At 71.6% G+C, this 26,840-nt stretch carries 26 protein-coding genes and 1 pseudogene; 21 read left to right on the top strand and 6 right to left on the bottom strand.

Translation table 11 applies throughout. The annotated features are described in order from the left end of the window. Nucleotides 1-33 precede the first annotated feature (33 nt). The 5 genes from thrC (at nt 34) to LOK55_RS05045 (ending at nt 5,875) form a co-directional block, all read left to right on the top strand. Complete coding sequence (gene thrC, locus LOK55_RS05065) at nt 34-1,104, top strand: threonine synthase (RefSeq protein ID WP_141381177.1); 1,071 nt, start codon at nt 34-36, stop codon at nt 1,102-1,104. Then, entirely contained in the window at nt 1,101-2,072 is a 972-nt protein-coding gene (gene thrB / locus LOK55_RS05060; RefSeq protein ID WP_141381176.1) for a homoserine kinase, read from the top strand. Before thrC ends, thrB begins: the two co-directional genes overlap by 4 nt. A 154-nt stretch (nt 2,073-2,226) precedes the next feature. Further along, a complete protein-coding gene (rho, locus tag LOK55_RS05055) occupies nt 2,227-4,224 on the top strand; it encodes a transcription termination factor Rho (protein WP_229934505.1) in 1,998 nt (665 codons plus the stop codon). Nucleotides 4,225-4,231: 7 nt separating this feature from the next. After that, the gene (prfA, locus tag LOK55_RS05050) at nt 4,232-5,308 is read left to right on the top strand and encodes a peptide chain release factor 1 (RefSeq protein ID WP_229934504.1); all 1,077 of its coding nucleotides are present in this window, start codon (nt 4,232-4,234) and stop codon (nt 5,306-5,308) included. Between the two features lie 162 nt (nt 5,309-5,470). Beyond that, nucleotides 5,471-5,875 carry a phage holin family protein gene (locus LOK55_RS05045; RefSeq protein WP_196324430.1) on the top strand — a complete coding sequence of 135 codons (405 nt, stop codon included), beginning with the start codon at nt 5,471-5,473 and terminating at the stop codon, nt 5,873-5,875. Between the two features lie 8 nt (nt 5,876-5,883). Here LOK55_RS05045 and epsC read toward each other — a convergent pair whose 3' ends face one another. From epsC to cysK (LOK55_RS05030), 3 genes are read right to left on the bottom strand one after another with little or no spacing between them, the layout of a single operon-like run. Continuing rightward, a complete protein-coding gene (gene epsC / locus LOK55_RS05040) occupies nt 5,884-6,471 on the bottom strand; it encodes a serine O-acetyltransferase EpsC (RefSeq protein WP_229934503.1) in 588 nt (195 codons plus the stop codon). Beyond that, entirely contained in the window at nt 6,468-7,415 is a 948-nt protein-coding gene (cysK, locus tag LOK55_RS05035) for a cysteine synthase A (RefSeq protein ID WP_229934502.1), read from the bottom strand. Before cysK (LOK55_RS05035) ends, epsC begins: the two co-directional genes overlap by 4 nt. A gap of 40 nt (nt 7,416-7,455) precedes the next feature. After that, nucleotides 7,456-8,406: a cysteine synthase A gene (cysK, locus tag LOK55_RS05030; RefSeq protein WP_229934501.1), complete on the bottom strand. Its 951-nt coding sequence runs from the start codon at nt 8,404-8,406 to the stop codon at nt 7,456-7,458. A 126-nt stretch (nt 8,407-8,532) separates the two neighbouring features. Here cysK (LOK55_RS05030) and prmC point away from each other — a divergent pair, with 126 nt between their 5' ends. From prmC to LOK55_RS04965, 13 genes are all read left to right on the top strand, one after another. Beyond that, nucleotides 8,533-9,444, top strand: a complete 912-nt coding sequence (prmC, locus tag LOK55_RS05025) for a peptide chain release factor N(5)-glutamine methyltransferase (RefSeq protein WP_229934500.1) — start codon at nt 8,533-8,535, stop codon at nt 9,442-9,444. Nucleotides 9,445-9,516: 72 nt separating this feature from the next. After that, a complete protein-coding gene (locus tag LOK55_RS05020) occupies nt 9,517-10,254 on the top strand; it encodes an L-threonylcarbamoyladenylate synthase (protein ID WP_229934499.1) in 738 nt (245 codons plus the stop codon). Beyond that, complete coding sequence (locus tag LOK55_RS05015; RefSeq protein ID WP_229934498.1) at nt 10,251-11,468, top strand: MraY family glycosyltransferase; 1,218 nt, start codon at nt 10,251-10,253, stop codon at nt 11,466-11,468. The genes LOK55_RS05020 and LOK55_RS05015 overlap by 4 nt, the downstream gene beginning before the upstream one ends. Continuing rightward, nucleotides 11,465-12,061 (top strand): hypothetical protein, encoded by a 597-nt coding sequence (locus LOK55_RS05010; RefSeq protein WP_229934497.1) that lies wholly within the window; start codon nt 11,465-11,467, stop codon nt 12,059-12,061. The genes LOK55_RS05015 and LOK55_RS05010 overlap by 4 nt, the downstream gene beginning before the upstream one ends. Before the next feature lie 140 nt (nt 12,062-12,201). Further along, nucleotides 12,202-12,990, top strand: a complete 789-nt coding sequence (gene atpB / locus LOK55_RS05005; protein WP_229934567.1) for a F0F1 ATP synthase subunit A — start codon at nt 12,202-12,204, stop codon at nt 12,988-12,990. Nucleotides 12,991-13,039: 49 nt separating this feature from the next. After that, the gene (atpE, locus tag LOK55_RS05000) at nt 13,040-13,276 is read left to right on the top strand and encodes an ATP synthase F0 subunit C (protein WP_141380743.1); all 237 of its coding nucleotides are present in this window, start codon (nt 13,040-13,042) and stop codon (nt 13,274-13,276) included. 29 nt (nt 13,277-13,305) lie between these two features. Next, nucleotides 13,306-13,851, top strand: a complete 546-nt coding sequence (locus LOK55_RS04995; protein ID WP_229934496.1) for a F0F1 ATP synthase subunit B — start codon at nt 13,306-13,308, stop codon at nt 13,849-13,851. After that, nucleotides 13,851-14,639, top strand: coding sequence for a F0F1 ATP synthase subunit delta (locus tag LOK55_RS04990; protein WP_229934495.1), 789 nt, complete (start codon nt 13,851-13,853; stop codon nt 14,637-14,639). Before LOK55_RS04995 ends, LOK55_RS04990 begins: the two co-directional genes overlap by 1 nt. A 15-nt stretch (nt 14,640-14,654) precedes the next feature. Then, the gene (gene atpA / locus LOK55_RS04985) at nt 14,655-16,295 is read left to right on the top strand and encodes a F0F1 ATP synthase subunit alpha (RefSeq protein ID WP_229934494.1); all 1,641 of its coding nucleotides are present in this window, start codon (nt 14,655-14,657) and stop codon (nt 16,293-16,295) included. Nucleotides 16,296-16,325: 30 nt separating this feature from the next. After that, nucleotides 16,326-17,240 (top strand): F0F1 ATP synthase subunit gamma, encoded by a 915-nt coding sequence (locus LOK55_RS04980; RefSeq protein WP_229934493.1) that lies wholly within the window; start codon nt 16,326-16,328, stop codon nt 17,238-17,240. A gap of 23 nt (nt 17,241-17,263) precedes the next feature. Continuing rightward, nucleotides 17,264-18,718, top strand: coding sequence for a F0F1 ATP synthase subunit beta (atpD, locus tag LOK55_RS04975; RefSeq protein WP_141380738.1), 1,455 nt, complete (start codon nt 17,264-17,266; stop codon nt 18,716-18,718). Between the two features lies 1 nt (nt 18,719). Beyond that, a complete protein-coding gene (locus LOK55_RS04970) occupies nt 18,720-18,980 on the top strand; it encodes a F0F1 ATP synthase subunit epsilon (RefSeq protein WP_229934492.1) in 261 nt (86 codons plus the stop codon). Nucleotides 18,981-19,073: 93 nt separating this feature from the next. After that, nucleotides 19,074-19,823, top strand: coding sequence for a YaaA family protein (locus LOK55_RS04965; RefSeq protein ID WP_229934491.1), 750 nt, complete (start codon nt 19,074-19,076; stop codon nt 19,821-19,823). Between the two features lie 52 nt (nt 19,824-19,875). Here the strand turns inward: LOK55_RS04965 and LOK55_RS04960 are convergent, their stop codons facing one another. Then, nucleotides 19,876-20,376, bottom strand: a complete 501-nt coding sequence (locus LOK55_RS04960; protein WP_229934490.1) for a DUF4282 domain-containing protein — start codon at nt 20,374-20,376, stop codon at nt 19,876-19,878. 158 nt (nt 20,377-20,534) lie between these two features. On the opposite strand from LOK55_RS04960, the gene LOK55_RS04955 reads away from it, so the two are divergent. The 3 genes from LOK55_RS04955 to LOK55_RS04945 all read left to right on the top strand — a co-directional run bounded on the left by LOK55_RS04955 (nt 20,535) and on the right by LOK55_RS04945 (nt 24,538). Then, entirely contained in the window at nt 20,535-20,756 is a 222-nt protein-coding gene (locus tag LOK55_RS04955; RefSeq protein WP_229934489.1) for a hypothetical protein, read from the top strand. 2 nt (nt 20,757-20,758) lie between these two features. Beyond that, nucleotides 20,759-21,565, top strand: a complete 807-nt coding sequence (locus tag LOK55_RS04950) for a PP2C family serine/threonine-protein phosphatase (protein WP_229934488.1) — start codon at nt 20,759-20,761, stop codon at nt 21,563-21,565. A 66-nt stretch (nt 21,566-21,631) separates the two neighbouring features. Further along, the gene (locus tag LOK55_RS04945; RefSeq protein WP_229934487.1) at nt 21,632-24,538 is read left to right on the top strand and encodes an FtsK/SpoIIIE domain-containing protein; all 2,907 of its coding nucleotides are present in this window, start codon (nt 21,632-21,634) and stop codon (nt 24,536-24,538) included. Between the two features lie 108 nt (nt 24,539-24,646). On the opposite strand, the pseudogene ald reads toward LOK55_RS04945, so the two are convergent. Both ald and LOK55_RS04935 read right to left on the bottom strand, forming a co-directional pair. Then, nucleotides 24,647-25,762 (bottom strand): annotated as a pseudogene (ald, locus tag LOK55_RS04940) (alanine dehydrogenase). A 67-nt stretch (nt 25,763-25,829) separates the two neighbouring features. Beyond that, nucleotides 25,830-26,819, bottom strand: coding sequence for an asparaginase (locus LOK55_RS04935; RefSeq protein WP_229934486.1), 990 nt, complete (start codon nt 26,817-26,819; stop codon nt 25,830-25,832). Nucleotides 26,820-26,840 lie beyond the last annotated feature (21 nt).

Raw genomic sequence — 26,840 nt, 5'->3', positions numbered from 1 at the left:
TGAGACCGGCCCCGCCGGCAGAAGGAGACTGACATGGCACACGTCTGGCAGGGAGTCCTGCGCGAGTACGCCGACCGGCTCGGCGTCACCGAGACCTCGACCGTCGTCACGCTCGGCGAGGGCGGCACGCCGCTGATCCCGGCGGCGTCGCTGTCGGCGATGACCGGCGCGAAGGTCTTCGTGAAGTTCGAGGGCATGAACCCGACCGGATCGTTCAAGGACCGCGGCATGACGGTCGCGCTCTCCCGGGCCGTCGAGCACGGCGCTCAGGCGGTCATCTGCGCCTCCACCGGCAACACGTCGGCCTCGGCCGCCGCCTATGCGGCGCACGCCGGCATCACCGCCGCCGTGCTCGTGCCCGAGGGCAAGATCGCGATGGGGAAGCTCAGCCAGGCCGTCATCCACGGCGGACGGCTCATCCAGGTGCGCGGCAACTTCGACGACTGCCTCGAGATCGCCCGCGAGCTCGCCGAGGGCTACCCCGTCCACCTCGTCAACTCGGTCAACCCCGACCGCATCGACGGCCAGAAGACGGCGGCCTACGAGATCGTGTCGCAGCTGGGCGACGCCCCCGACTTCCACTTCATCCCGGTCGGCAACGCGGGCAACTACACCGCCTACACCCGCGGCTACCGCGAAGAGGCCGAGCGCGGGGTCTCCACCCGCGTGCCGCGCATGTTCGGCTTCCAGGCCGAGGGCTCGGCGCCGCTCGTGCGCGGCGAGGTCGTGAAGAACCCCGAGACGATCGCCTCGGCCATCCGCATCGGCAACCCCGCCTCGTGGGAGCTCGCGCTCGAGGCCCGCGACGCCACCGACGGCTGGTTCGGCGCCATCGACGACGAGCGCATCCTCATCGCGCAGAAGCTGCTCGCCGACACGGTCGGCGTCTTCGTCGAGCCGGCGTCGGCGATCAGCGTGGCGGGTCTGCTCGACCGTGCCGAGGCGGGCGTCGTGCCCGCCGGCGCGACGGTCGTGCTCACCGTCACCGGACACGGCCTGAAAGACCCGCAGTGGGCGCTCCGCAACGCCGACGGCACTGAGGTGCAGCCGGTCGTGGTCGACGCCTCGACCTCCGAGGTCGCGTCGCTGCTCGACCTGGCATGACCGTGACCTCGGGCGACTCGAACGCGGGCGCCGCCCCGGTGCGCTCGGTCGCCGTGCGCGTGCCGGCGACGAGCGCGAACCTCGGCCCCGGCTTCGACACGCTCGGCCTCGCGCTGAGCGTCTACGACGAGCTCGTCGTCACGGCGCTGCCGGAGCCCGGCCTCGAGATCGAGGTGACCGGCGAGGGTGCGGGAGAGGTGCCGACGGATGCCTCGCACCTGGTCGTCCGGGCGATGGCCTACGCGTTCGAGGCGGTCGGGCGCGAGCTCCCCGGCATCCATCTGAGCGCTCACAACACGATCCCGCACGGGCGCGGCATGGGTTCGTCCGGCGCCGCGGTCGTCGCCGGGCTGCTGGCGGCGAAGGGCCTGCTCGCCGGTGACGTGGAGTTCGGCCCCGACACCCTGCTGCGGCTCGCGACCGAGCTCGAAGGCCACCCCGACAACGTGGCGCCGGCGCTCTTCGGCGGCCTCACGATCGCGTGGATCGATGAGAACGGGCCGCAGCACAAGAAGCTGCTCGTGCAGCGCGGCGTCTCGCCGCTCGTGTTCGTGCCGGAGTTCACGATGTCGACCTCGGTCGCGCGCGGGCTCGCGCCCCTGCAGGTGCCCCGTGAGGACGCCGTGTTCAACGTGTCGCGCTCGGCGCTGCTGATCGCGGCGCTCACCCAGAGCCCCGAGCTGCTCATGGCCGCCACCGAGGATAAGCTGCACCAGTCGTACCGGGCGCAGGCCATGCCCGCGACCGACGCGCTCGTGCGGTCCCTCCGCGCGGAGGGCTTCGCCGCGGTCGTCTCGGGCGCGGGGCCGAGCGTGCTGGTGCTCGCCGACGGCCCGGGTCGCCGCCTCGACGCGGCGCGCGTCGCGGCATCCTCCTCGGAAACTCCGTGGGAACCCCTCATGCTCGCCGTCGATGTCAAGGGTGGTACAGTGAGGGACCATACGGAGGGTTCCACGGTCTGGCCGTGAATCTGGCCTCCGTCGCAATTCTGCGAACCCCCGCATAGTGACCCTCGCGCACGCCGCCGCCCTGATCGGGCGCTGAAGCGCACCGGGTCAGCGCCTGTCGTGGACGGCGTCTGTGCGGATCTGTCCTATCCACACCACCCCTGAAGGAGACCTCGTGGAGTCACTCTCCGAGATCGAGACCGACGGCACCGACGTCGCGCGCGAAGATGCCGCGAACACCGGCGCCGAGACCACCGAGACCGCGGCAGCGCCCGAGGCGCCCGCGCCTGAGGCGGATGCCGAGGCCACGGATGCCGCGGCTGACGCCGCACCCGTCGAGGCGGAGGCCCCCGCCGTGGAGGCCGAGGCCCCCGTCGCCGAGGCGCCCGCCGTCGAGGATGAGGCGCCGGCCGCCGAAGCTGCGCCCGTCGAGGACGCGCCCGTGAAGGCGCCCCGCAAGCGCGCGCCGCGCCGGGCCAAGAGCACCGACGCTCCCGCCGCGACGGAGGATCCGGCCACCGAGGCGTCCGCCGACGCGGCCCCCGCCGCCGACGCGCCCGCCGAGACCGCCGCGCAGCCCGCGACCGAGACGCCCGCCGCCGAGACCCCCGCCGAGGGCGCTAATGCTCCCGCCGACCAGCCGGCCGAGTCGAGCGACGGCGCGGAGACCCCCGCCGCCGAGACCCCGGCCGAAGGCGCCGAGCAGGCCGAGGGCGAGGCCCCGAGCCGCAGCCGCAGCCGTTCGCGCAGCCGCAGCCGCGGCCGCGGCCAGAAGGGCGACGCCGCGCAGAACGGCCAGAACGCGCAGACGGGCCAGGGTGACCAGCCCGCGCAGAACGCGCAGCCCGCCGAGGCATCCTCGAACAACAACAACAACGGCGGCAGCAACAACCGCGACGACGCCGACGAGCAGGGCTCGGGGCGCGGCCGCCAGCGCGGCAAGCGTCGCGGCCAGAGCCAGTCGGGCGACGAGTTCGAGACCGAGATCGGCGAGGATGACGTGCTCATCCCGATCGCGGGCATCCTCGACGTGCTCGACAACTACGCGTTCGTCCGCACGACCGGCTACCTCCCCGGCACGAGCGACGTGTACGTCTCGCTCGGTCAGGTGAAGAAGTACAACCTGCGCAAGGGCGACGCGGTCGTCGGCGCGATCAAGCAGCCCCGCGAGGGCGAGCAGTCGAGCCGCCAGAAGTACAACGCGCTCGTCAAGGTCGACGCGATCAACGGCCTGTCTGTCGAAGACGCGGCCAGCCGCGTCGAGTTCGGGGCGCTCACCCCGCTCTACCCGCAGGAGCGCCTGCGCCTCGAGACCGCGCCCGAGAAGCTGACGCAGCGGATCATCGACCTCGTCGCGCCGATCGGCAAGGGCCAGCGCGGCCTCATCGTCGCGCCGCCCAAGGCCGGCAAGACGATCGTGCTGCAGCAGATCGCGAACGCGATCGCGCAGAACAACCCCGAGGTGCACCTCATGGTCGTGCTCGTCGACGAGCGCCCCGAAGAGGTCACCGACATGCAGCGCACGGTCAAGGGCGAGGTCATCGCCTCGACCTTCGATCGGCCGGCCGAAGACCACACGACGGTCGCCGAGCTCGCCATCGAGCGCGCGAAGCGCCTCGTCGAGCTCGGTCGCGACGTCGTCGTGCTGCTCGACTCGATCACCCGCCTCGGCCGCGCCTACAACGTGTCGGCACCCACGAGCGGTCGCGTCCTCTCCGGCGGTGTGGATGCCTCGGCCCTCTACCCGCCCAAGCGCTTCTTCGGCGCCGCGCGCAACATCGAGAACGGCGGCTCGCTCACCATCCTCGCCACGGCGCTCGTGGAGACCGGGTCGAAGATGGACGACGTGATCTTCGAGGAGTTCAAGGGCACCGGCAACAGCGAGCTGCGCCTGTCGCGCCAGCTCGCCGACAAGCGGATCTTCCCCGCCGTCGACGTCAACGCGTCGTCGACGCGTCGCGAAGAGATGCTGCTCAGCCCCGACGAGGTCAAGATCACCTGGAAGCTCCGCCGTGCCCTCGCGGGCCTCGACCCGCAGCAGGCCCTCGAGGTCGTGCTCGGCAAGCTCAAGGAGACCTCCTCGAACGTCGAGTTCCTCGTGCAGATGCAGAAGTCGATCCCGGCGCCCGCTTCCGGCGGCCACAGCCACGGACACGAGAACAGCATCCGCTGATCCCGTTGTGTTCGAGTCCGTCCAGTCGCTGATCGCCGAGCACAAGGCGGTCCAGGAGGAGCTCTCCGACCCCGCCGTGCACGCCGACGCGGGGCGCGCGAAGCGCGTCAACCGTCGGTACGCGGAGCTGTCGAGGATCGTCACGGCCCACGAGGCGTGGGCCGCGGCATCCACCGACCTCGACGCGGCGCGCGAGCTCGCCCGTGAGGACGACGCGTTTGCCGAGGAGATCCCGGCGCTCGAAGGGCAGGTCGCCGCGGCGCAGGAGAAGCTCCGGCGCCTGCTCATCCCGCGCGACCCCGACGACGCGCGCGACGTGATCATGGAGATCAAGGCGGGGGAGGGCGGCGCCGAGTCGGCGCTGTTCGCCGCCGATCTCCTGCGCATGTATCTGCAGTTCGCGGCATCCATGGGCTGGAAGACCGAGCTCCTCGAGCGCAACGAGAGCGATCTCGGCGGCTACAAGGATGTGCAGGTCGCGATCAAGGGGTCCTCGACCGATCCGGCGCAGGGCGTCTGGGCGCACCTGAAGTACGAGGGCGGGGTGCACCGCGTGCAGCGGGTGCCCGCGACCGAGTCGCAGGGGCGCATCCACACCTCGACGACGGGAGTGCTCGTCTTCCCCGAGGTCGACGAGCCCGAAGAGGTGCAGATCGATCAGAACGATCTGCGCATCGATGTCTACCGCTCCTCGGGCCCCGGTGGCCAGTCGGTCAACACGACCGACTCGGCGGTGCGGATCACCCACATCCCGACCGGCATCGTCGTGTCGATGCAGAACGAGAAGAGTCAGCTGCAGAACCGCGAGGCCGGCATGCGGGTGCTGCGCGCGCGCCTGCTCGCCAAGCAGCAGGAGGAGCGGGATGCCGCGGCCTCCGATGCCCGCAGATCTCAGATCCGGGGCATGGACCGCTCCGAGCGCATCCGCACGTACAACTTCCCGGAGAACCGCATCGCCGACCACCGCACGGGGTACAAGGCGTACAACCTCGACCAGGTGATGGACGGCGCCCTCGGCCCGATCATCGAGTCGGCAATCACCGCCGACGAAGAGGCGCGCCTCGCCGCCATCGGCGCCGACTGAGCGCTCGCGCGGGTCGGCGTGGCGCGGTCCGCCCCAACTGCAAGGCCTGCGGCGCGACACGCCGCTGCGCGGCGCACGCGCCCGGCGCGTCGCGCACGATCCCTTGCAATCCGGGACCCGTGAAGGCGCGGTGAGGACTCCCGAATACGATAGTGTCAGCGCATGATCACCTTCGTCATCCGCGCGCTGATCTTCGTCGTCTCGGCGGCGGTCGGGCTCATCGTCGCCGACCTCGTGCTCGACGGGTTCCGCATCGACTGGTCGAACTGGTGGGGGTTCGTGCTCGCCGTCGTGATCTTCGCGGTGCTCCAGTCGGTGCTGACGCCGTGGGCGGCGAAGGTCGCGCGCAAGAACGCGCCGGCGTTCCTCGGCGGCATCGGCATCGTCTCGACGTTCATCGCTCTGCTGATCGTCGTGCTGATCCCCGGGGCGGGCCTCACGATCGGCGCCCCGTGGTGGACGTGGCTCGTCGCGCCGGTGATCGTCTGGCTCGTGACGGCGCTCGCGACGTGGCTGCTGCCCGGCCTGTTCTTCAAGAAGAAGGTGCAGGAGCGCCGCGCGGCCTGACCACCCGGTCAGATGAAGTACTCGGGCGTCGTCAAGAGCGCCCGGGTGTCGTCGCGGTCGGTGCGGCGCCGTGCCTTGGCGGGAACGCCCACGAGGATCGAATCCTCCGGGGCATCCTTCGTGACGACCGCGTTCGCGCCGACCGCCGACCCCGCCCCGATCACGACCGGTCCGAGGATCTTCGCACCCGCGCCGACGGCGACGCCGTCGCCGAGGGTCGGATGCCTCTTGCCCGCGTCGCGCGTGCGGCCGCCGAGCGTGACCCCGTGGTAGAGCATCACATCGTCGCCGACCTCGGCGGTCTCGCCGATGACGACGCCCATCCCGTGGTCGATGAAGAACCGGCGGCCGATGACCGCGCCAGGGTGGATCTCGACCCCGGTGAGCCAGCGGGTCAGCTGCGACAGGGCGCGGGCGGGGAAGCGCCAGCCGCGCGTCCAGAGCGCGTGCGCGAGCCGGTACGACCAGATCGCGTGCAGGCCCGAGTAGAGCACCGCGATCTCCCACGCGCTCCGCGCGGCGGGGTCGCGCAGCTTCGCCGCGGCGAGGTCTTCGCGCAGGCGCGCGCGCACACCGAGGCGCTCGACCGGGCTCACGCGGGCACCTCGTCCCGCAGGTGCGCGTACAGCGCCGTGGAGAGGTAGCGCTCCCCGGCATCCGGCACGATCACGACGATGCGCTTGCCGGCCGACTCGGGCCGCGCGGCGATCTCGAGCGCCGCCCACACGGCGGCGCCCGCCGACATGCCGGCGAGGATGCCCTCGCGGCTGGCGAGCTCGCGGGCGACGCGGATCGCGTCGTCGAACTGCACGTCGACGATCTCGTCGACGACCGACCGGTCGAGCACCTCGGGCACGAAGTTCGGCCCGATGCCCTGGATGCGGTGGCCGCCCGCGCGGCCCTCGCTGAGCACCGGCGAGTCGGCGGGCTCCACGAGCACGATGCGCACGTCGGGGTTCCGCTCCTTCAGCACCTGACCGACCCCGGTGATCGTGCCGCCGGTGCCCGACCCCGCGACGAACACGTCCACCCATCCGTCGGTGTCGCGCCAGATCTCCTCCGCCGTGGTGCGGCGGTGGATGGCGGCGTTCGCCGCGCTCTCGAACTGGTGCGCGAGCACGGCGCCGGGTGTCTCGGCGGCGATCCGCTCGGCCGTCGCGACCGCCTCGGTCATGCCCTTGTGGGGATCGGTGAGCACGAGCTCCGCGCCGTAGGCCTTCAGGATCGCGCGCCGCTCCTTCGACATCGAGGCGGGCATCGTGAGGATCACCCGGTATCCGCGCGCCGCGCCGATGAGCGCGAGCGCGATGCCCGTGTTCCCGCTCGTCGACTCGACGATCGTGCCACCCGGCCGGAGTGCGCCCGATTGCTCCGCCGCTTCGACGAGGGCGTAGCCCAGGCGGTCCTTGACGGATGCCCCGGGGTTGTAGAACTCGAGTTTGACGACGACCTCGGCCTCAGCGCCCGCGGTGAGGGCGTTCAGCCGCACGAGCGGCGTCTCGCCGAACGCCTGGGTGATGTCGGGGAGGATCGATGCCACGTGCCGAGTTTGTCAGATGCCGAGCGGGTCGGAGGCCGGCTCAGAGGCCCGCGGCCTCGTCGCGCAGGTTCTCGAACAGCACGGTCGACAGGTAGCGCTCGCCGAACGACGGCACGATCACGACGACGTTCTTGCCCTCCGCCTCGGGGCGCGCGGCGACCTGCAGAGCGGCCCAGATGGCGGCGCCCGACGAGATGCCGACGAGGATGCCCTCGTTCGTGGCCACCTCGCGGGCGACGCGCAGCGTGTCGTCGAGCTCGACGTCGATGACCTCGTCGATGACGCTCTGGTCGAGGATCTCGGGGATGAAGTTCGCGCCGATGCCCTGGATCTTGTGCGGTCCCGGGGTGCCCTTGGTGAGGAGCGGGGAGTCGGCCGGCTCGACGCCGATGACCTGGACGCCCGGCACGCGCTCCTTCAGCACCTGACCGACGCCGGAGATCGTGCCGCCGGTGCCGATGCCGGCGACGAAGTAGCCGATCTCGTCGTCGGTGTCGCGGAGGATCTCCTCGGCGGTCGTGCGGCGGTGGATCTCGACGTTCGCCTGGTTCGCGAACTGCTTGGCGAGGATCGCGCCGGGGGTCTCGGCCGCGATCTCCTCGGCCTTGGCGACGGCGCCCTTCATGCCGAGGGCGGGCTCGGTGAGCACGAGCTCGGCGCCGTAGGCCTTGAGCAGCAGGCGGCGCTCGACCGACATCGAGGCCGGCATCGTGAGGATCACCCTGTAGCCGCGCGCCGCGCCGACCATCGCGAGCGCGATGCCGGTGTTGCCGCTCGTGCCCTCGACGATCGTGCCGCCGGGCTGCAGCTCGCCCGACGCCTCGGCGGCGTCGACGATGGCGATGCCGAGGCGGTCCTTGACCGACGAGGCGGGGTTGTAGAACTCGAGCTTGGCGAGGATCGTGCCGGGCAGGCCCTCGCTGATGCGGTTGAGGCGGACGAGCGGGGTGTTGCCGAATGCGCTGGTGATGTCGTGGTGGATGCCGGACATGGGATGCCTTTCGTGCGGTGACGACGGGTCGGGTGCCGGGCATCGCCCGGGTGCGACCAGCCTATGCGGGCGGGGATGTCCGGGCGCTGAATGTGACGAACCTGCACGGGTAGGCTGGGAGGACCCATGAGCGCCGTGTCAGACCCCCGCGCGCCCCGCACGAGCGAGGCCCCGCGCGAGACCCCCGTGCGCCTGTCGATCCTGCTGGGCGCCGCCACCCGCACCCTGGTGGATGCCGGTGTGCCGAGCCCCGACGTCGACGCGGAGCTGCTCGCGGCGCACGCGTTCGGGCTGTCGCGCGGGGCGTTGGCCGCGGCATCCGTCCGCGGTGACGACGCGCCGGCGGACACCGCCGCCTTCGACGAGCTCGTCGCGCGCCGCGCGGCGCGCGAGCCCCTGCAGCACCTCACCGGGCTCGCGCCGTTCCGGCACCTCGAGCTGCGCGTCGGGCGGGGCGTGTTCGTGCCGCGCCCCGAGACCGAGATGGTCGCCCAGCTCGCGATCGACGCGCTGCGCGCCGTGCCCGACGCCGAGCCGATCGCCGTCGACCTCGGCACCGGCTCGGGCGCTCTCGCCCTCGCGATGGCGACCGAGGTGCCGCACGCGCGCGTGCATGCTGCCGAGAACGCCGTCGACGCGTTCATCTGGGCGAAGGAGAACTTCGCCCGGCTCGCGCCGCACGCCCGGCTGGCGTTCATCGACCTGGCATCCGCATTCCCCGAGTTCGACGGCCAGGTCGCCGTGCTCGTCTCGAACCCGCCGTACGTGCCGGATGCCGCGGTGCCCCGCGACCCCGAGGTGCGGCTGTGGGATCCGCCGTCGGCGCTCTACGGCGGCGAGGACGGCCTCGACGTCGTCCGCACGCTCTCGGAGGTGGGGATGCGGCTCCTCCGGCCCGGCGGCACGCTCGTCATCGAGCACGGCGAGTGGCAGGGCGCGCCCATCCGGGAGCTCCTCGACCAGGCCGGCTGGCGCGCGAGCGCGACCCACCCCGACCTGACGATGCGCGACCGCGCCACCACGGCCATCCGGCCCTGACCCGGAACCGGGCGCTCGAGTCCCACGCCGTGCCGGGGTCTGCCGGGCGACGCGCCGTAGACTGGACCGGATATGTCTGAGCTCTTCGACTGCCGCGACCCCGAGCAGCTCCTTCCCGGGATGCGCCGGGCGCGTCAGGCGATCGCGCGGGGCGAGCTCGTCGTGCTGCCGACCGACACCGTGTACGGCGTCGGAGCCGACGCGTTCAGCGCCGCCGCCGTCGCGCGCCTGCTCGCCGCGAAGGGCCGCGGACGCCAGTCGCCGCCGCCCGTGCTCGTCGCGGGGCTCGCGACGATGCGCGCCCTCGTCTCCGAGGTGCCCGAGCCGGTCGAACGCCTCGTCGAGGCGTTCTGGCCCGGGGGGCTCACGATCGTGCTGCCCGCGCAGCCGTCCCTCTCCTGGGACCTCGGCGACACCGGGGGCACCGTCGCGGTGCGGATGCCCGCCGCCCGCATCGCCCTCGAACTGCTCGAGGAGTGCGGCCCGCTGGCCGTCTCGAGCGCGAACCTCACGAAGCGCGCCGCGGCGATCGACGTGCACGAGGCCCGCGGCATGCTCGGCGACTCCGTGTCGGTGTACCTCGACGGCGGGGCTTCGAAGACCGGTGTGGCCTCGACCATCATCGACGCCACCGGCCTCGTCGGGGGCTCGGCCCGCCCCGTGCGGGTGCTCCGCGACGGCGCCATCCGGCGCGCGCAGCTGCGCGAGGTGCTCGGCGACCTGCTCGAGCCCGACCCCGCCGACGCCTACGGCGAGGCCGACCGCCGCCCCGAACCGCCCGCGCGGCCGGCATCCGACGGCTCGGCGTGAAGTACTACGTCTTCACCGTCATCCTGACGGCAGCCGCCACCCTCGCCTTCACGGCGATCGTCTGGCGGATCGGGCTGCGCTACCGGCTCTACCCCGAGATCCGCGAACGCGACGTGCACACGACGCCCAAGCCCCGCATCGGCGGGGTCGCGATGTACCTCGGCGTGCTGTCGGCGTTCGCGCTGTCGTCGCAGGTGCCGTACTTCTCGATCATCTGGACCGATCCCTCCCGGAACTGGTCGATCATGGCCGCGGCGACCCTCATCGTGATCGTCGGCGTGGTCGACGATCTGTGGGATCTCGACTGGATGATCAAGCTCGGCGCCCAGTTCCTCGCGGCCGGCATCGTCGTCGGCTTCGGCGGCATCCAGATCTACTACCTGCCCGTCGGCACCCAGCTCGCCGTCTCGAGCTGGGTGGGCTTCGCCGTGTCGGTGCTCGCGATCGTCATCGTGATGAACGCCGTCAACTTCATCGACGGGCTCGATGGCCTGGTCGCGGGCGTCGCCCTCATCTCGAACGTCGTGTTCTTCGTCTACACCTACATCGTGGCGCGCGACACCGGGGCATCCAGCTATTCGAGCCTCGCCTCCTTCATCGCCGTCGTGCTCATCGGCGTGTGCATCGGCTTCCTGCCGCTGAACTGGAACCCCTCGAAGCTCTTCATGGGCGACTCCGGCGCCCTCCTCATCGGCCTCCTCATGGCGACCGCGGCGATCGCGTTCACCGGCAACCTCGATCCGCGGCTGCTCGGCGACAACGACGTGTTCGGCCGCTCGCAGCTGCTCGGTGCGTTCATCCCGATCCTCTTGCCGGTCGTGGTCGTGCTGCTGCCGCTGCTCGATTTCGGCATGGCGGTCATCCGGCGCATGGGCCGGGGTCTGTCGCCCTTCTCGCCCGATCGCAAGCACCTGCACCACCGGATGCTCGACATGGGGCACAGCGACCGCGCCGCCGTGCTCGTCTTCTACGCCTGGACGGCGGTCGTCTCGATCGGCGTGCTGCTGATGTACTTCGGCACGGCGCAGGACTGGCCGGGCGACTACTGGCTGGGCGTCGGATACCTGGTCCTCGGCGCCGCCGCCTGCATCGCCGTGACGCGCCTGCCCTCCCGCCGTGCGCGGGCCGCGCACCCCGTCCCCGACGCCACCCCCGGGCCGTCCGCGCCCGACGCTTCCGAATCCGACCCGACCGCCGAACAGAGGAACGCATGACCGAGGCATCCGCCCCGAACACCCCCCGCACGCCGCGCGAGGTCTCCAGCAACCGGCTGCTGCGCACGACCCTGCTGTGGTCGGCGATCGTCACCGCAGGCCTCGCGGTCGTCGGAGCGATCGTCGGCTTCGCCGTCGCCGGCACGTCGGGCCTGTGGAGCGCGCTGGTGGCGGTGCTGCTCGCCGCCGTGTTCCTCGGCCTCACCGCCGGCACGATCCTCGTCGCGAACCGCTGGTACGGCGATCCGCTCTACACGCCGATCTTCTTCGGCGCGGTGATGGGCGGCTGGATCGTGAAGTTCGCCCTCTTCATCGTCGTGCTGTTCGTGCTCCGCGGCGCGCCGTGGCTGAACGGCACGGTGTTCTTCGTCGCCCTCGTGGTGAGCGTCATCGCCTCGCTCGCCATCGACGTCGTCGTCATGCTGAGGATGCGCGTGCCGCACGTCGGCGACGTGTCGCTGCCCACGCTCGCCGACATCATCGACGAGGCCCGCCGCCCGTCCGCACCCGCGCCGGAGGGCGCGACGACCCCGGAAGAGGGGGCGAGGCCCATCCGGTCCGATCAGGCGGACGAGAACCCGCCCAGAGGCTGATAGTCTGTCTCTGCGCCCGTTCGCGCCGCCCTACACCCAGGAGTGCAACGCGTGCGCAGTGACGCTCACACCGACCATCGTCGCCCCGGTTCGCCGGTGCCCCGAAGCTGGAGCCAGCGCTGTTTACCCAAGCTGCGACACTGATCGCCAAGACCGCCGAAGACGGCGGCGAGTTCCACGGACCCTCCATCTCGGACTTCTTCCCTGACGTCCTGTTCACGATCGCGGGCATCCCGGTCACCCGCATCCACCTGATCCAGTTCCTGGCGACGGCGGCGATCGTGCTCATCTTCACGCTCGGCACCCGCCGCATGCAGGTCGTTCCGGGACGCTTCCAGAGCCTCGTCGAGATGGGTCTCGACTTCGTCCGGGTCAACATCGCCGAAGACCTCCTCGGCAAGAAGGACGGCCAGCGGTTCCTGCCGATCCTCACGACGATGTTCTTCATGATCCTGTTCTTCAACCTGACAGGCATCATCCCGTTCCTGAACATCGCCGGCTCGTCGATCGTCGCAGTTCCGTTGCTGCTCGCGCTCATCAGCTACGTGACCTTCATCTACGCCGGCATCAAGAAGAGCCCGAAGAACTTCTTCAAGAACTCGCTGTTCCCCTCGGGCGTGCCGCCGTTCCTCTACATCATCGTCACGCCGCTCGAGTTCATCTCGACGTTCATCATCCGGCCCGTCACGCTGACGCTGCGACTGCTGATGAACATGATCGTCGGCCACCTCATGCTCGTCCTGTTCTTCTCGGCGACGCACTTCTTCCTCTTCACCCTGGGCGGGTGGTGGTCGGCCCTTGCGGCCGGATCGTTCGCCTTCGGCCTCGCCTTCACCCTGTTCGAAATCCTGGTGGCCGTCCTCCAGGCCTACGTCTTCACCATCCTCACCGCGGTCTACATCCAGCTCGCGGTGGCAGAAGAGCACTGAGCGGGCGAGGCTCCCGCCTCACCCACCCAACCCCGAAAGGAAAACACCCGTGGACGCAACTACGGTTCTCGCCGAGCTTTCCGGCAACGTCGCCACGATGGGCTACGGCCTCGCGGCCATCGGCCCCGCCATCGGCGTGGGCATCGTCGTCGGCAAGACGATCGAGGGCGTCGCCCGTCAGCCCGAGCTGGCCGGTCGCCTGCAGGTCCTCATGTGGATCGGTATCGCCTTCACCGAGGCGCTCGCCTTCATCGGCATCGCGACGTACTTCATCTTCACCAACTGATCGCCCGCCACCAGAGTTAAGGAGACAGGATGCACAGTCTTGTCGCGTACGCAGCGGAAGAAGGAGCGGCGCAGAACCCGCTCATCCCCGCGTGGTACGACATCATCTGGTCGGCGCTCTGCTTCGTCATCATCCTGTTCGTCTTCTGGAAGGTCGCCCTTCCGAAGATGAAGGCACTGCTCGACGAGCGCTCCGCCGCCATCGAGGGCAACATTGCGAAGGCGGACGAGGCCCAGCGCAAGGCCGAGGCCGCGCTCGAGGAGTACACGGCGCAGCTCGCCGAGGCTCGCAAGGAGGCCGGCGAGATCCGTGAGGCCGCCCGCGAGGACGGCAAGAAGATCATCGCCGAGGCGCGCGAGATCGCGTCTGCTGAGGCTGCGCGTCTGATCGCAACCGCGCACACGCAGATCGAGGCGGAGCGCCAGTCGGCCCTCGTCTCGCTGCGCAGTGAGGTCGGCACGCTCGCGCTCGACCTGGCCAGCGGTGTCATCGGTGAGTCCCTCTCCGACGACGCGAAGGCCAAGCGTGTCGTCGACCGCTTCCTCGCCGAGCTCGAGACCGAGAAGGTCACGTAATGGGCAGCGCGACCACTCAGGCACTGGCGACGACCACCGCCGAGCTGAAGGCAGCGAAGGTGAGTGACCTCACGGTCGCCCGCGAGTTGTTCACGGCCGCGCGTGAGATCGCCGAGTCGGCGCAGCTGAGCGGCGCGCTCTCGTCGTGGGGCGCTCCGGCAGCGGCGCGCGCCCAGGTCGCCCGCACCGTGTTCGCCGGTTTCGGCGCGACCTCGGTGCAGCTCGTGGCATCGGCGGTGTCGCAGCGGTGGTCCTCGACCGAGGACCTCATCGCCGGCATCGAGGAGCTCGCGATCCGCGCTGCCGCCATCGGTGCGCCGGACGCTGACATCGAGGGAGAGCTGTTCCAGATCGCCCGTACCGTCGCGGCGAACCCGGAGCTCGAGCTCGCCCTCGGCAGTCGCCTCGGTGACGCATCCGCCAAGGGTGCACTCATCGAGAAGCTGTTCTCCGGTCGGACGAGTGAGGCGACGACGCTCATCGCGTCGCAGCTCGTGCAGCAGCCGCGTGAGCGGCGCGTGCGCGCCCTGCTGAACCGTGCTCTCGACCTCGTCGCCGACGAGCGCGGCCGGACCGTTGCGACGGTGCGTGTCGCCGCGGCGCCGGATGCCGCGCAGCAGCAGCGCCTCGCGGAGGCTCTCCGCGCGCGCTACGGCAGCGACGTCACCGTCAACGTCGTCGTGGACCCCGAGGTCCTCGGCGGCATGCGGGTGGAGATCGGCGACGACGTCATCGACGGCACCGTCTCTTCCCGAATCAACGACTTGCGCCAGCGCCTCGCTGGCTAGAAAAGAAGGAACACCATGGCAGATCTCACCATCAGCCCCGATGCCATCCGGGATGCGCTGAAGGACTTCGTCGCATCCTACGAGCCGGCGTCCGCGAGCGCGACCGAGGTCGGCACGGTCGTCGACGCGGCCGACGGTATCGCCCACGTCGAGGGTCTTCCCGGCGTCATGGCCAACGAGCTGATCCGCTTCGACAACGGCGTGGAGGGCCTCGCGCAGAACCTCGACGAGAAAGAGATCGGTGTCGTCGTCCTCGGCGACTTCTCCGGCGTCGAGGCGGGCCAGAAGGTCACCCGCACCGGCGAGGTGCTCTCGGTCGCCGTCGGCGACGGCTACCTCGGCCGCGTCGTCGACCCGCTCGGCAACCCGATCGACGGTCTCGGCGAGATCGCGACCGAGGGTCGCCGCGCGCTCGAGCTGCAGGCGCCGGGCGTCATGAGCCGCAAGAGCGTGCACGAGCCGATGCAGACCGGCATCAAGGCCATCGACGCGATGATCCCGGTCGGCCGCGGCCAGCGTCAGCTGATCATCGGCGACCGCCAGACCGGCAAGACCGCGATCGCGATCGACACGATCATCAACCAGAAGGACAACTGGGCCTCGGGCGATGTGAACAAGCAGGTGCGCTGCATCTACGTCGCGATCGGTCAGAAGGGCTCCACCATCGCCTCCGTCAAGGGTGCGCTGGAGGATGCCGGGGCGATGGAGTACACGACGATCGTCGCCGCTCCCGCCTCCGACCCCGCCGGCTTCAAGTACCTCGCCCCCTACACCGGCTCGGCCATCGGCCAGCACTGGATGTACGGCGGCAAGCACGTGCTGATCATCTTCGACGACCTGTCCAAGCAGGCCGAGGCCTACCGCGCCGTGTCGCTGCTGCTGCGCCGCCCGCCGGGCCGCGAGGCCTACCCGGGCGACGTCTTCTACCTGCACTCGCGTCTGCTCGAGCGCTGCGCGAAGCTCTCCGACGACCTCGGCGCCGGATCGATGACGGGCCTCCCGATCATCGAGACCAAGGCCAACGACGTCTCGGCGTACATCCCCACCAACGTGATCTCGATCACCGACGGCCAGATCTTCCTGCAGTCCGACCTCTTCAACGCCAACCAGCGCCCCGCGGTCGACGTCGGCATCTCGGTGTCGCGCGTCGGTGGTGACGCCCAGGTGAAGTCGATCAAGAAGGTCTCGGGTACGCTGAAGCTCGAGCTCGCCCAGTACCGCTCGCTCGAGGCGTTCGCGATGTTCGCCTCCGACCTCGACGCGGCCTCCCGCCGTCAGCTCGAGCGCGGTGCGCGTCTGACCGAACTGCTCAAGCAGCCTCAGTACTCGCCGTACCCCGTCGAGGAGCAGGTCGTCTCGATCTGGGCCGGCACGAACGGCAAGCTCGACACCATCGAGGTCGAGGACGTGCTGCGGTTCGAGCGCGACCTGCTCGACTACCTCAAGCGCAACACCTCGATCCTCGACACCCTCCGCGAGACCAACGTTCTCGACGACGACACCGTCGCCGAACTTAACAAGGTCACCGACGCGTTCATCCTCGAGTTCCAGGGCGGCAAGGGCCAGGCCATCAACAAGCCCGGCCACGAAGAGGTCGCCTCGGCGCACGCGGAAGACGTCAACCAGGAGCAGATCGTCAAGGGTCGCCGCGGCTGAGGCCGGGCATCCCTCTGATACAGGACATCCATGGGCGCACAACTCCGGGTCTACAAGCAGAAGATCGCTTCTGCTCAGACGACCAAGAAGATCACGAAGGCGATGGAACTCATCGCGGCTTCGCGCATCCAGAAGGCGAAGGCGCGCGAGCGCGCCTCCTCGCCCTTCGCGCGTGCCGTGACGCGGGCCGTCTCCGCCGTCGCGACGCACTCCAACACCCAGCACCCGCTGACCACCGAGCGCGAGAACATCCGCCGCTCGGCGGTCGTCATCTTCGCCAGCGACCGGGGCCTGGCCGGCGCGTTCAACTCGCAGATCCTCCGTGAGGGTCTGCAGCTGGGCGAGCTGCTGCGCTCCGAGGGCAAAGAGGTCGAGTACTTCCTCGTCGGGCGCAAGGCCGTCGGCTACTTCCAGTTCCGTCGCATGCCGTCGGCGGGCGAGTGGGTCGGTGACACCGACACGCCGCACTTCAACACCGCCGAGCAGATCGCGGGCGCCCTGCTGGATGCCTACGACCGTGGCGGCGAGGAGGAGGGCGGTGTCGACGAGATCCACCTGGTCTTCAATCGCTTCGTCAGCATGATGACCCAGGAGCCGCAGACCGTGCGTCTGCTGCCCCTCGAGGTCGTCGAGGCCGACGAGGTCGCCGAGCCCTCCACCGGCCCGGCCCAGGTCTACCCGCTCTACGAGTTCGAGCCGAGCCCCGAGGTCGTGCTCGACGCGCTACTGCCGGTCTACGTGCAGAGCCGCGTGTTCAACGCGCTGCTGCAGTCGTCGGCGGCCAAGCACGCCGCCACCCAGAAGGCGATGAAGTCGGCCAGCGACAACGCCGACAACCTCATCACCGACTACACCCGCCTGCGCAACAACGCGCGTCAGGCCGAGATCACTCAGCAGATCGCCGAGATCGTCGGCGGCGCCGACGCCCTGGCATCCGGCAAGTAAGACCACACCGAAAGAGACAGACAATGACTGCCACCGCCACTGCCGAACAGGCCGAGACGACGGTCGTCGGGCGCGTCGCACGCGTCACCGGCCCGGTCGTCGACATCGAGTTCCCGCACGATGCGATCCCCGACATCTACAACGCGCTGAAGACGACGATCGTGATCGGCGACGACTCGGCCGAGATCACCCTCGAGGTCGCCCAGCACCTCGGCGACGACCTCGTGCGCGCCATCTCGCTGAAGCCGACCGACGGGATGGTCCGCGGCCAGGAGGTGCGCGACACCGGCGGCCCCATCACGGTGCCCGTCGGCGACGTGACCAAGGGCAAGGTGTTCAACGTCACCGGTGACATCCTGAACCTCGAGCCCGGCCAGCAGGTCGAGATCACCGAGCGCTGGGGCATCCACCGTCCCGCGCCGAACTTCGACCAGCTCGAGTCGAAGACCGAGATGTTCGAGACCGGCATCAAGTCGATCGACCTCCTCACCCCGTACGTGCAGGGTGGAAAGATCGGCCTGTTCGGCGGTGCGGGCGTCGGCAAGACCGTCCTCATCCAGGAGATGATCCAGCGCGTCGCGCAGGACCACGGTGGTGTCTCGGTGTTCGCCGGCGTCGGCGAGCGCACCCGTGAGGGCAACGACCTGATCGGCGAGATGGAAGAGGCGGGCGTCTTCGACAAGACCGCGCTCGTCTTCGGCCAGATGGACGAGCCGCCGGGGACGCGCCTGCGCGTGGCCCTGTCGGCCCTCACGATGGCGGAGTACTTCCGCGACGTGCAGAAGCAGGACGTGCTGCTCTTCATCGACAACATCTTCCGCTTCACGCAGGCCGGTTCCGAGGTGTCGACCCTCCTCGGCCGCATGCCCTCCGCCGTGGGTTACCAGCCGAACCTCGCCGACGAGATGGGTGTGCTCCAGGAGCGCATCACCTCGACGCGCGGCCACTCGATCACCTCGCTCCAGGCGATCTACGTGCCCGCCGACGACTACACCGACCCGGCTCCGGCGACGACCTTCGCCCACCTGGATGCCACGACCGAGCTCTCCCGCGAGATCGCGTCGAAGGGCCTCTACCCGGCCATCGACCCGCTCACCTCGACGAGCCGCATCCTCGACCCGCGCTACATCGGTGCCGACCACTACCGCGTGGCGACCGCCGTGAAGCAGATCCTGCAGAAGAACAAGGAACTGCAGGAGATCATCGCGATCCTCGGTGTCGACGAGCTCTCCGAAGAGGACAAGATCGTCGTGTCGCGTGCGCGCCGCATCCAGCAGTTCCTCTCGCAGAACACCTACATGGCGAAGAAGTTCACCGGTGTCGAGGGTTCGACGGTGCCGATCAAGGAGACCATCGAGTCGTTCGACGCGATCGTCCGGGGCGACTTCGACCACGTGGCCGAGCAGGCCTTCTTCAACGTCGGCGGCATCTCCGACGTCGAAGAGAAGTGGGCGCAGATCCAGAAGGAGAACGGCTGAGATGGCTCTCACCGTCACCCTCGTCTCCGCCGAGGAGGAGGTCTGGCACGGCGAGGCATCCCTCGTCGTCGCGAAGACCGTCGAGGGCGAGATCGGCTTCATGACCGGCCACGAGCCGGTGCTGGCGATCCTCGCCGAAGGCCAGGTGCGCATCACCGAGACCTCCGGCACGAAGGTCATCGCCTTGGCGCAGGATGGCTTCCTGTCGATGGAGGGCGATGAGCTCACCATCGTCGCCGGTCACGCCACCCTGGAGTCCTGACCCCTCACCGCTCGAGAAACCACTTCTCGCCTGAGAAACCCGTGCTGACGTGGTTTCTCACGCGGGGAGTGGTTTCTCGCTGTCTGGAGCACCATGCTGATCCTCTTGCCGCCGAGCGAGACGAAGCGCCCCGGCGGGCGAGCGCGTCCGGTCGAGCTCTCCGCGCTCGCGCTGCCGCAGCTCGCGCCGCAGCGCGAGGCCGTCGTCGACGCGCTCGTCGCGCTGAGCGCCGATGAGGAGGTCGCGGCGCGGGTGCTGAAGCTCTCCGCCCGCCAGCGCGGCGAGATCGCCGACAACGCGGCGCTGCGCACCGCCCCGACGCTTCCCGCGATCGACCGCTACACCGGGGTGCTGTTCGACGCCCTGGATGCCGCATCGCTCGACGCCCCGGCGCGCCGCTGGCTGGGCGCGCACGTGCTCATCCAGTCGGCGCCGTTCGGCCCGGTCGGCGCACTCGATGAGATCCCCGCCTACCGCCTCGCGGCGGGGGTGTCGCTGCCGGGGCTCCCCGCGCTCCGGCGCGTGTGGGCGGATGCCACGACCGCCGCCCTCGAAGAGTCGAAGCCCCGGTTCGTGCTCGACCTGCGCTCGGAGGCGTACGCGGCCCTCGGGCCCGTGCCGGGAGGCATCCCGAGCGCGTACCTGCGCGTCGTCACCGACGCCGGAGACGGCGCGACACGTGCGCTGAACCACTTCAACAAGCACGCCAAGGGCGACCTCGTGCGCCTGCTCGCCACCGCGCGCCCGCGCGTCGTGAACGCCGCGGCGCTGTGCGCCTGGGCGGGGCAGGCCGGTCTCGTGCTGCGCCCCGGAGCCCCGGGCGAGCTGGAACTCGTCGTCTGAGCCGGCGCCCCAACCGTCGCTTCCGCAGCGACGGCGACGGCGCCCCCGCCGGTCAGCGGCGCGGTGCGGGGGCGTGCTGGGTGTTCTGCGCGGTGCGCTCGGTGTTCTCAGCGATCGCGATGAGGGCGACCCCCGACTCGATCACGAAGCGCAGCACGACCACGGCGAAGAACGCCAGCACCGGCACGACGATGATCGTCGAGAGGATGAGCGCGATGCCGCCGCCGAGGTTCCAGCCGAGCGACCCGATGCCCGAGATGAGCCCGCCGACGAACACGAACACGAACGCGATGCCGATCGCGACGAGCCCGACGAGGAAGAACACGCTCGCCAGGCGGCGCGTGATGAAGCGCGTGAAGGTGATGTCGAAGAGGGCCGACATGAACCCGCGGCCGATGTCGTCGAGCTCGCCCACGAGGCGCGGCACGCCCGTGTCGTCGACGCCCGCGATGCCGGGGGTCGTCTCCGGCTGCGCCGCTGCGGCCTCGTGAGCCGCCGCCGAGGCGGGGCGGTCGGGCAGCGGCGGAGGGGTCTGGTTGGGCTGGTCGGTCATGGCGGTCCTTCCGGATGGGGTGCTCCGGTCAGGCTATCGACCGGTTCGGCCACCGCGCGAGTGCGGATACTGGTGGCCGAGGCATCCGCACCTCTACCATGACACCTGAAAACGCCACCTGCGCCTGCGGCGGCGTGCGTCGAGGAACGAAAGATCCCATGGGCGGATACTCCGACGACGGAGCCGTCGTCGCCGCCGACGCGCCCGCCGTCGACGACGCCGACGAGGAGCCCGCGCTCGTCGTACCCGAGCGGGTGCCGACCGAACCGGTGCCCGTCGTCTCGCCCGGCGCGGTGCCCCCGCTGCCGCCCGTGCCGCCGGAGACCGATGACGCCGGGGAGGGCGCGGAGGGCCCGGGCCCCTCGTCCACTAGAGTGTGAGCGTGCCCGAAGCCGCGACCCAGACGCACACCGTCCCGCTGCCGGACGGTGCGATCGAACTGCAGTGGTCCGCGGTGACCCACCGCGGTCGTCGGCGCGAGGTCAATCAGGACGCCGTGCTCGCCGAGTATCCGCTGTTCGTCGTCGCCGACGGGATGGGCGGTCACATCGGCGGCGAGATCGCGAGCGCGAGCGCCGTCGACCGGCTGCGCACCGTCGTCGAGAAGGGCGATGTCACGCCGAAGACGATCGAACGCGCCCTCGCGCGCGCCGTCACCGACATCGCCTCGCACCCCGAGACCACCGACGAGGGCACTGGCACCACGGTGACCGGCGTCTACCTCGACCTGAGCGGCGACGAGCCCACGTGGGTGACGCTGAACATCGGCGATTCGCGCGTGTACCTCTTCCGTGACGGCGGGCTCGCTCAGGTCACCACCGACCACTCCGTCGTGCAGGAGCTCATCTCGGCGGGCCGGCTGACTCCCGAAGAGGCCGAGAACCACCCCTACGGCAACGTGATCACGCGCGCCGTCGGGCCCTCCGACGGCGTCTCGCCCGACTACGTGCGGCTCGAGGTGGTCGACGGCGACCGGTTCGTCATCTGCAGCGACGGGCTCACCAAGGAGCTCACCGACTACGGCATCCTGCACTTCCTGCTGCAGCACGACGACCCGACCGAGGCCGCCGCCGCCATGCTCGAGGCGGCGCTGGAGAACGGCGGGCGCGACAACATCACGATCATCGTGCTGAACGCGCACCGCACCGGCGCGGCGGACGACGCCGCCTCCTCCCCAATCGGCGACTGACACACTCTCTCCACCGATCGGGCATCCGCGCCGCCGCGGCGGCGCGCGCGTGGCTTGACTGGGGGCATGCACGACGACCTCGATGAACCGCTCCGCCTGCCCGCCGCCCCGCCGGCGCCGCCCCGACCCGGCCTGCCCGTCGCCGCGGCGATCGTGCCCGTCGTCGGCGCGGTGGTGCTCTGGCAGCTGACCGGCTCGCCCACGGCGCTGTGGTTCGCCGCGCTCGGACCGCTCATGGCGATCGCCTCGTTCGCCGACGGGCTGCGCAGCGCCCGCCGTGCGAAGCGACGCGCACGCCGCGAGGCGGCCGGTGCGCTCGTCGACCTGGGCCGCGAGGTCGAGGAGCGGCACGCCGAGGAGCGGCGCCGGGCGTGGCGCCGCACGCCCGATGTCGCCGGGTACGCCGACGACCCCGACGAGATCTGGCGTGTCGTGCCCGGCCGGGCCGACGTGATCGTCGTCGGCCGCGGCGCGGCGCGGAGCGCGCTGCGCCTGGACGGCGACGCGCAGGAAGCGGATGCCCGTGCGGTACGCCGCAGGGCTCGCACCGCCGGCGACATGCCCGTGCACGTGCCGCTCGAGGCGGGCATCGCCGTCAGCGGGCCGCCGGTGCTCGCCGCGGCCGTCGTGCGGGCGCTCGTCGTGCAGCTGTGTCTGGCGCAGGCGCCCGGACAGGTGCGTCTCGTCGGCGACGCGCCCGCGCTCGCCGGTGACGGCGCGGGCGGTGCCGCGCTGCCGCACGCTGCGCCGACCCGCGGGGCGGTGGTGTTCGCCGGCTCGGGGGACCGGCCGGTGCCCGCCGACGCCGACACCCCGATCGTGCAGGTCGCCGAGGGAGCGCCGCCTCCGCCCCGGTGCGCCGCCGTGCTGACCCTCGAGGTGGCGGCGGGCGGTGCCGGGGCGGGGGATCCGCACGCTGGCGCTGCCGACGCGGGCGGTGGGTCGGCGATCGGCGGCGGCGCGGGGGTGATGCTCGCCCGGCTCGATCACGACGGCACGTCTCGCCGCGTGCGCGTCGAGGCGATCTCGCAGGCGCAGGCCGGTCGCGTCGCGGCGGTGCTCGCCGAGCGCGCCGCGACGCTCGGTCAGCGCGGCGACGCCGCGGTCGCGTGGGAGGATCTGCCCGCGGCGGGATCGGGTGCCGGTGGTGTGGGGGTCGATGGCGGCGGCGGGTCGGGTTCGCTTGCGGCCGTCGTGGGGGTCTCGGGCGGCGAGCCGGTGACGCTCGACCTCGTCGCCGACGGGCCGCATGCCGTGGTCATCGGGGTCACCGGGTCGGGCAAGAGCGAGCTGCTGACGACGTGGATCCTGGCGATGTGCCGCTCCCGCTCGCCCCGCGAGGTGTCGTTCCTGCTCGTCGACTTCAAGGGCGGACGCACCTTCGACGCGCTCGTCGCCCTGCCGCACGTGACGGGCGTCCTCACCGATCTGGACGAGGACCGCGCGCTGCGGGCGGTCGAGAGCCTCCGGGCCGAGATCCGGCACCGCGAGCGCGTGCTCGAGGAGTCCGGCGCCCGCGACATCGCCGAGGCGGCGGGGGCGCTCTCCCGCCTCGTGATCGTCGTCGACGAGTACGCCGCGCTCGTCGCGGTGCACCCGGGGCTGCACGACCTGTTCGCCGACATCGCGGCGCGCGGGCGAGCCCTCGGCATGCACCTGGTGCTCGCCTCGCAGCGGGCGGCGGGCGCCTTCCGCGACGGCGTGCTCGCCAACGCGCCGCTGCGCATCGCGTTCCGCGTGACCGATGCCGCCGACTCCCGCGCCGTGCTCGGGCAGGACGACGCGGTGCGCCTCCCCGGCACGCCGTCGGCACGGGGCACGGCCCTCGTCCGCGCGGCGGCGGACGCGGGGCCCCGCACCGTGCGCATCGCGCGGGCGGGCGAGCAGGCGGTGGCGCGGGTCGTCCGCGACGGGGCTACGCTGACCCCCGCCCGGCGGCCGTGGATGCCTCCGCTGCCCGATCGGGTCGAGCCCGCCGACGCGCACCGGATCGCGGGCAGCGCGCCGCGCGCCGGCGAGGTCGTGCTGGGCCTCGCCGACGAGCCGGAGCATCAGCGGCAGCGTGTCGTGGTGCTGCCGGAGGACGCGGCCGGCGTCGCGGTCGTCGGCGGACCGGGGAGCGGTCGCACGACGCTGCTGCGCGCCATCGCGGCGCAGGCGACCGCGCCGGTGTGGGTGCCGGCCGACGCGGAGGGCGCCTGGGATGCGGTGGCCGGGCTGAGCTCGGCGACCCGAGGTGCGGTCGTGCTCGTCGACGACGTCGACGCGATCGCCGGGCGCCTCGGCGACGATCACGCCGGCGCGTGGCTCGCCGCCCTCGAGCGCGGCTGTCGCGAGGCGCGGGCGCGGGGCATCACCCTGGTGATCGCGACCGCTCGCGCGTCGGGGCCGGCGTGGCGGCTGCTCGAACTGCTGCCGCACCGCGCGCTGCTGCCGCTCGCGAACCGCGCCGACCACGTCGCCGCCGGCGGCGAGTCGGCCGACTTCGTCGCCGGCGCCGCCAGCGCCACCCCGGGACGCGGCCGCTGGGGACGCACCCTCGTGCAGTTCTCGGCGGTGCGGGGCGGCGCGGCGATGTCCGGCGCCGCGGGCCGGCTCGACCGCGCCCCGCTCCTCTCGCTGAGCGGCATCCACCCGCTCGCGCTCGTCGCGCCGCCCGGCGCCGACCTCGGAGCGCTCCGCGCCGCCGCGGAACGGGCCGGGCGCCGTGTCGTCGGGGTGGGGGAGGCGGGGGCGTCCACGATCGGTGCCGGCGACGTCGTCGTGGGAACGCCCGACGGGTGGATCGCGCAATGGCGACTGCTCTCCGAGGCGCGGGAGCACTGCACCCTCGTCATCGACGCGGCGTGCGCGCCCGAGTATCGCGCCGTCACCGGGCGGCGTGAGCTGCCGCCCTACGCGGCCCCCGGGGCGCGCCGGGCGTGGGAGATCGCGCCGGGCGCACCGGCCCGACGGGTCACGCTGCCGGGGTGATGCGACGGTGTTCCGGAGCCGGTCGCCCCGCGCACCACCCGCGTCCCCCGTGCCTCGCGCGCCACCCGTGCCGCGCGCCTCACCGGCGTCGGCCGCACGCCACCCGGTTCACGCCAGCGCGTCGGCGAGCGGCAGCGGCTCGAGCCCGTGCGCCGCGGCGACGCCCGGGTTCACGACCCGCCCGCGTGCGGTGTTGAGTCCGAGCGCGAGCGCAGGATCGGCGCGCAGCGCGTCCCGCCAGCCGAGCCCCGCGATCCTGCGCACGTACGGCAGCGTCGCGTTGGTGAGCGCCGACGTCGAGGTGTTCGGCACCGCGCCCGGCATGTTCGCCACGCAGTAGAAGACGCTCCCGTGCACCGTGAACGTCGGGTCGGTGTGCGTCGTCGGGCGGGTGTCCTCGAAGCAGCCGCCCTGATCGACCGCGATGTCGACGAGCACCGACCCCGGCCGCATGCGCGAGACCATCTCGTTCGTGACGAGCTTCGGCGCCTTCGCCCCGGGGATCAGCACCGACCCCACGACGAGGTCGGAGCCGACGACCGCCCGGTCGAGGTCGAGCGGGTTCGAGGCCGCCGTCTTCACCCGGCCCTGGAAGTGGTCGTCGAGGAAGCGCAGCCGCGCGATGTTCGTGTCGAAGATGGTGACATCCGCGCCGAGCCCGGCCGCGATGACGGCGGAGTTCGCACCCGCCACGCCGCCCCCGATGATCGTGACGGTCGCGGGGCGGGTGCCGGGCACACCCGACATCAGCAGTCCGAGCCCGCCCGCCGAGCGCAGCAGGGTCGCGGCGCCGACCGTGGGTGCGAGGCGTCCCGCCACCTCGCTCATCGGGGCGAGGAGGGGCAGCCCACCCTCGGGCAGCTGCACCGTCTCTTAGGCGATCGCTGTTACTCCGTCGGCGGTGAGCCGGTCGGTGAGCGCGCGGTCGGCGGCCAGGTGCAGGTAGGTGAAGATCACGAGGTCGTCGCGGAAGTACCCGTACTCCGCCGCGATCGGCTCCTTGACCTTCAGCAGCAGCTCCGCCCGCGCCCACACGTCGGCGGCGTCGCCCAGCAACGTCGCGCCGGCGGCCTCGTACTCGGCGTCGGCCATCGACGAGCCCGCGCCGGCTCCCCGCTGCACGTACACCTGATGACCGGATGCCACGAGGTCGTGCACGCCCGCGGGCGTGAGCGCCACCCGGTACTCATTGTCCTTGATCTCGGTCGGAACGCTGATGCGCATGAGCCCCTCCTTCGAGCCTGTCGTGTCCGTCGCCGCAGGCTCTTGTGGAGCCGGGGCATCCGGACGGTTAGACCGTCGGCCGGATGCGGCCGACGTCGACTCCGCCCCCCGTGATCGAGAGCGGAAGCAGGGCCATCGTCTGGCCGACGTCGGCGGCAGCCAGGGCGCCCACGCGCTCGAGCAGGGCGAGGGCGATCGCGGTGGTCGCCCGTCCGCTGCCGTCGAGCACCTTCAGCGCGACCGTCGCACCGTTCGGGGCGACCATGATCATGACGCCCTCGGCGCCGCCCTTGGCGAAAACGCCGAGTCGCTCGATGACGATCGTGTCGGCGCGGCCGGGGCCGTCGATCGCCCACGGGTTCTCGCGCACGGCGCGCACGAGCGCGCCGGCGGTGCGGTGCAGGGCGAACGGCGAGCGCTCCGACGAGGTGCCGATGCGGTGCGCGGCACGGGCGAGCGACGACAGCCCCATCGCGTACACCGGGGCGCCGCAGCCGTCGACGGCCGTCGCTGCGACGCGCCCGCCGGTGAGGCGCTCGATGACCTCGCGGGTGTGCACCTGCAGCGGGTGCGCCGGGTCGAGGTAGGTCGCCGTGTCCCACCCGCTCGCGACGCACGCGAACAGCATCGCGGCGTGCTTGCCCGAGCAGTTCATCCGGATGCGCTGGGGCGAGCCGAGCTCGCGCACCAGCTCGTCGCGCGTGGCGGTGTCGGTCGGCCAGGCCGCCGGGCATCCGAGGTGCGACTCGTCGAGCCCGGCCTGATCGAGGATGCCCCGGACGACCGCCACGTGCCGGTCGGTGCCCGAGTGGCTGGCCGTGGCGAGTGCGAGCCGCTCGCCCGCGAGCTCGGCGCCGGCGGTGACCGAGCCGAGGGCCTGCAGCGGCTTGAGGCTCGAGCGCGGCAGGATCGGCGTCTCGACGTCGCCGAGGGTCAGCGCGACCGCGCCCGCGGGGTCGAGCACGACCGCCGCGCCGGCGTGCCGCGATTCGACGAAGCCGCTGCGCTCGATCACGGCGAGTTCGACGGAGGACGCGACGGTCAGGGTCTCTGGCACCGGCCCAGCCTACCGCCGCCT

Origin of the sequence: Microbacterium sp. F2E, from assembly GCF_020905435.1 — a bacterium.
In the GTDB taxonomy this organism is placed as follows: domain Bacteria; phylum Actinomycetota; class Actinomycetes; order Actinomycetales; family Microbacteriaceae; genus Microbacterium; species Microbacterium lacticum.
Note: the sequence above shows the minus strand (reverse complement) of the source record. Positions and strands in the feature narration are given on the sequence as shown.

Excerpts from the sequence above, each read along its gene's own strand:
- atpD (WP_141380738.1), top strand. The coding sequence starts at position 17,264 with ATGACTGCCACCGCCACTGCCGAACAGGCCGAGACGACGGTCGTCGGG.
- LOK55_RS04970 (WP_229934492.1), top strand. The coding sequence starts at position 18,720 with ATGGCTCTCACCGTCACCCTCGTCTCCGCCGAGGAGGAGGTCTGGCAC.
- cysK (WP_229934501.1), bottom strand. The coding sequence starts at position 8,406 with ATGTCCGGCATCCACCACGACATCACCAGCGCATTCGGCAACACCCCG.
- LOK55_RS04965 (WP_229934491.1), top strand. The coding sequence starts at position 19,074 with ATGCTGATCCTCTTGCCGCCGAGCGAGACGAAGCGCCCCGGCGGGCGA.
- LOK55_RS04995 (WP_229934496.1), top strand. The coding sequence starts at position 13,306 with ATGCACAGTCTTGTCGCGTACGCAGCGGAAGAAGGAGCGGCGCAGAAC.
- LOK55_RS04945 (WP_229934487.1), top strand. The coding sequence starts at position 21,632 with ATGCACGACGACCTCGATGAACCGCTCCGCCTGCCCGCCGCCCCGCCG.
- LOK55_RS05010 (WP_229934497.1), top strand. The coding sequence starts at position 11,465 with ATGACCGAGGCATCCGCCCCGAACACCCCCCGCACGCCGCGCGAGGTC.
- LOK55_RS05020 (WP_229934499.1), top strand. The coding sequence starts at position 9,517 with ATGTCTGAGCTCTTCGACTGCCGCGACCCCGAGCAGCTCCTTCCCGGG.
- atpA (WP_229934494.1), top strand. The coding sequence starts at position 14,655 with ATGGCAGATCTCACCATCAGCCCCGATGCCATCCGGGATGCGCTGAAG.
- thrB (WP_141381176.1), top strand. The coding sequence starts at position 1,101 with ATGACCGTGACCTCGGGCGACTCGAACGCGGGCGCCGCCCCGGTGCGC.
- LOK55_RS04955 (WP_229934489.1), top strand. The coding sequence starts at position 20,535 with ATGGGCGGATACTCCGACGACGGAGCCGTCGTCGCCGCCGACGCGCCC.
- LOK55_RS04980 (WP_229934493.1), top strand. The coding sequence starts at position 16,326 with ATGGGCGCACAACTCCGGGTCTACAAGCAGAAGATCGCTTCTGCTCAG.
- LOK55_RS04960 (WP_229934490.1), bottom strand. The coding sequence starts at position 20,376 with ATGACCGACCAGCCCAACCAGACCCCTCCGCCGCTGCCCGACCGCCCC.
- prmC (WP_229934500.1), top strand. The coding sequence starts at position 8,533 with ATGAGCGCCGTGTCAGACCCCCGCGCGCCCCGCACGAGCGAGGCCCCG.
- LOK55_RS04990 (WP_229934495.1), top strand. The coding sequence starts at position 13,851 with ATGGGCAGCGCGACCACTCAGGCACTGGCGACGACCACCGCCGAGCTG.
- thrC (WP_141381177.1), top strand. The coding sequence starts at position 34 with ATGGCACACGTCTGGCAGGGAGTCCTGCGCGAGTACGCCGACCGGCTC.
- LOK55_RS05045 (WP_196324430.1), top strand. The coding sequence starts at position 5,471 with ATGATCACCTTCGTCATCCGCGCGCTGATCTTCGTCGTCTCGGCGGCG.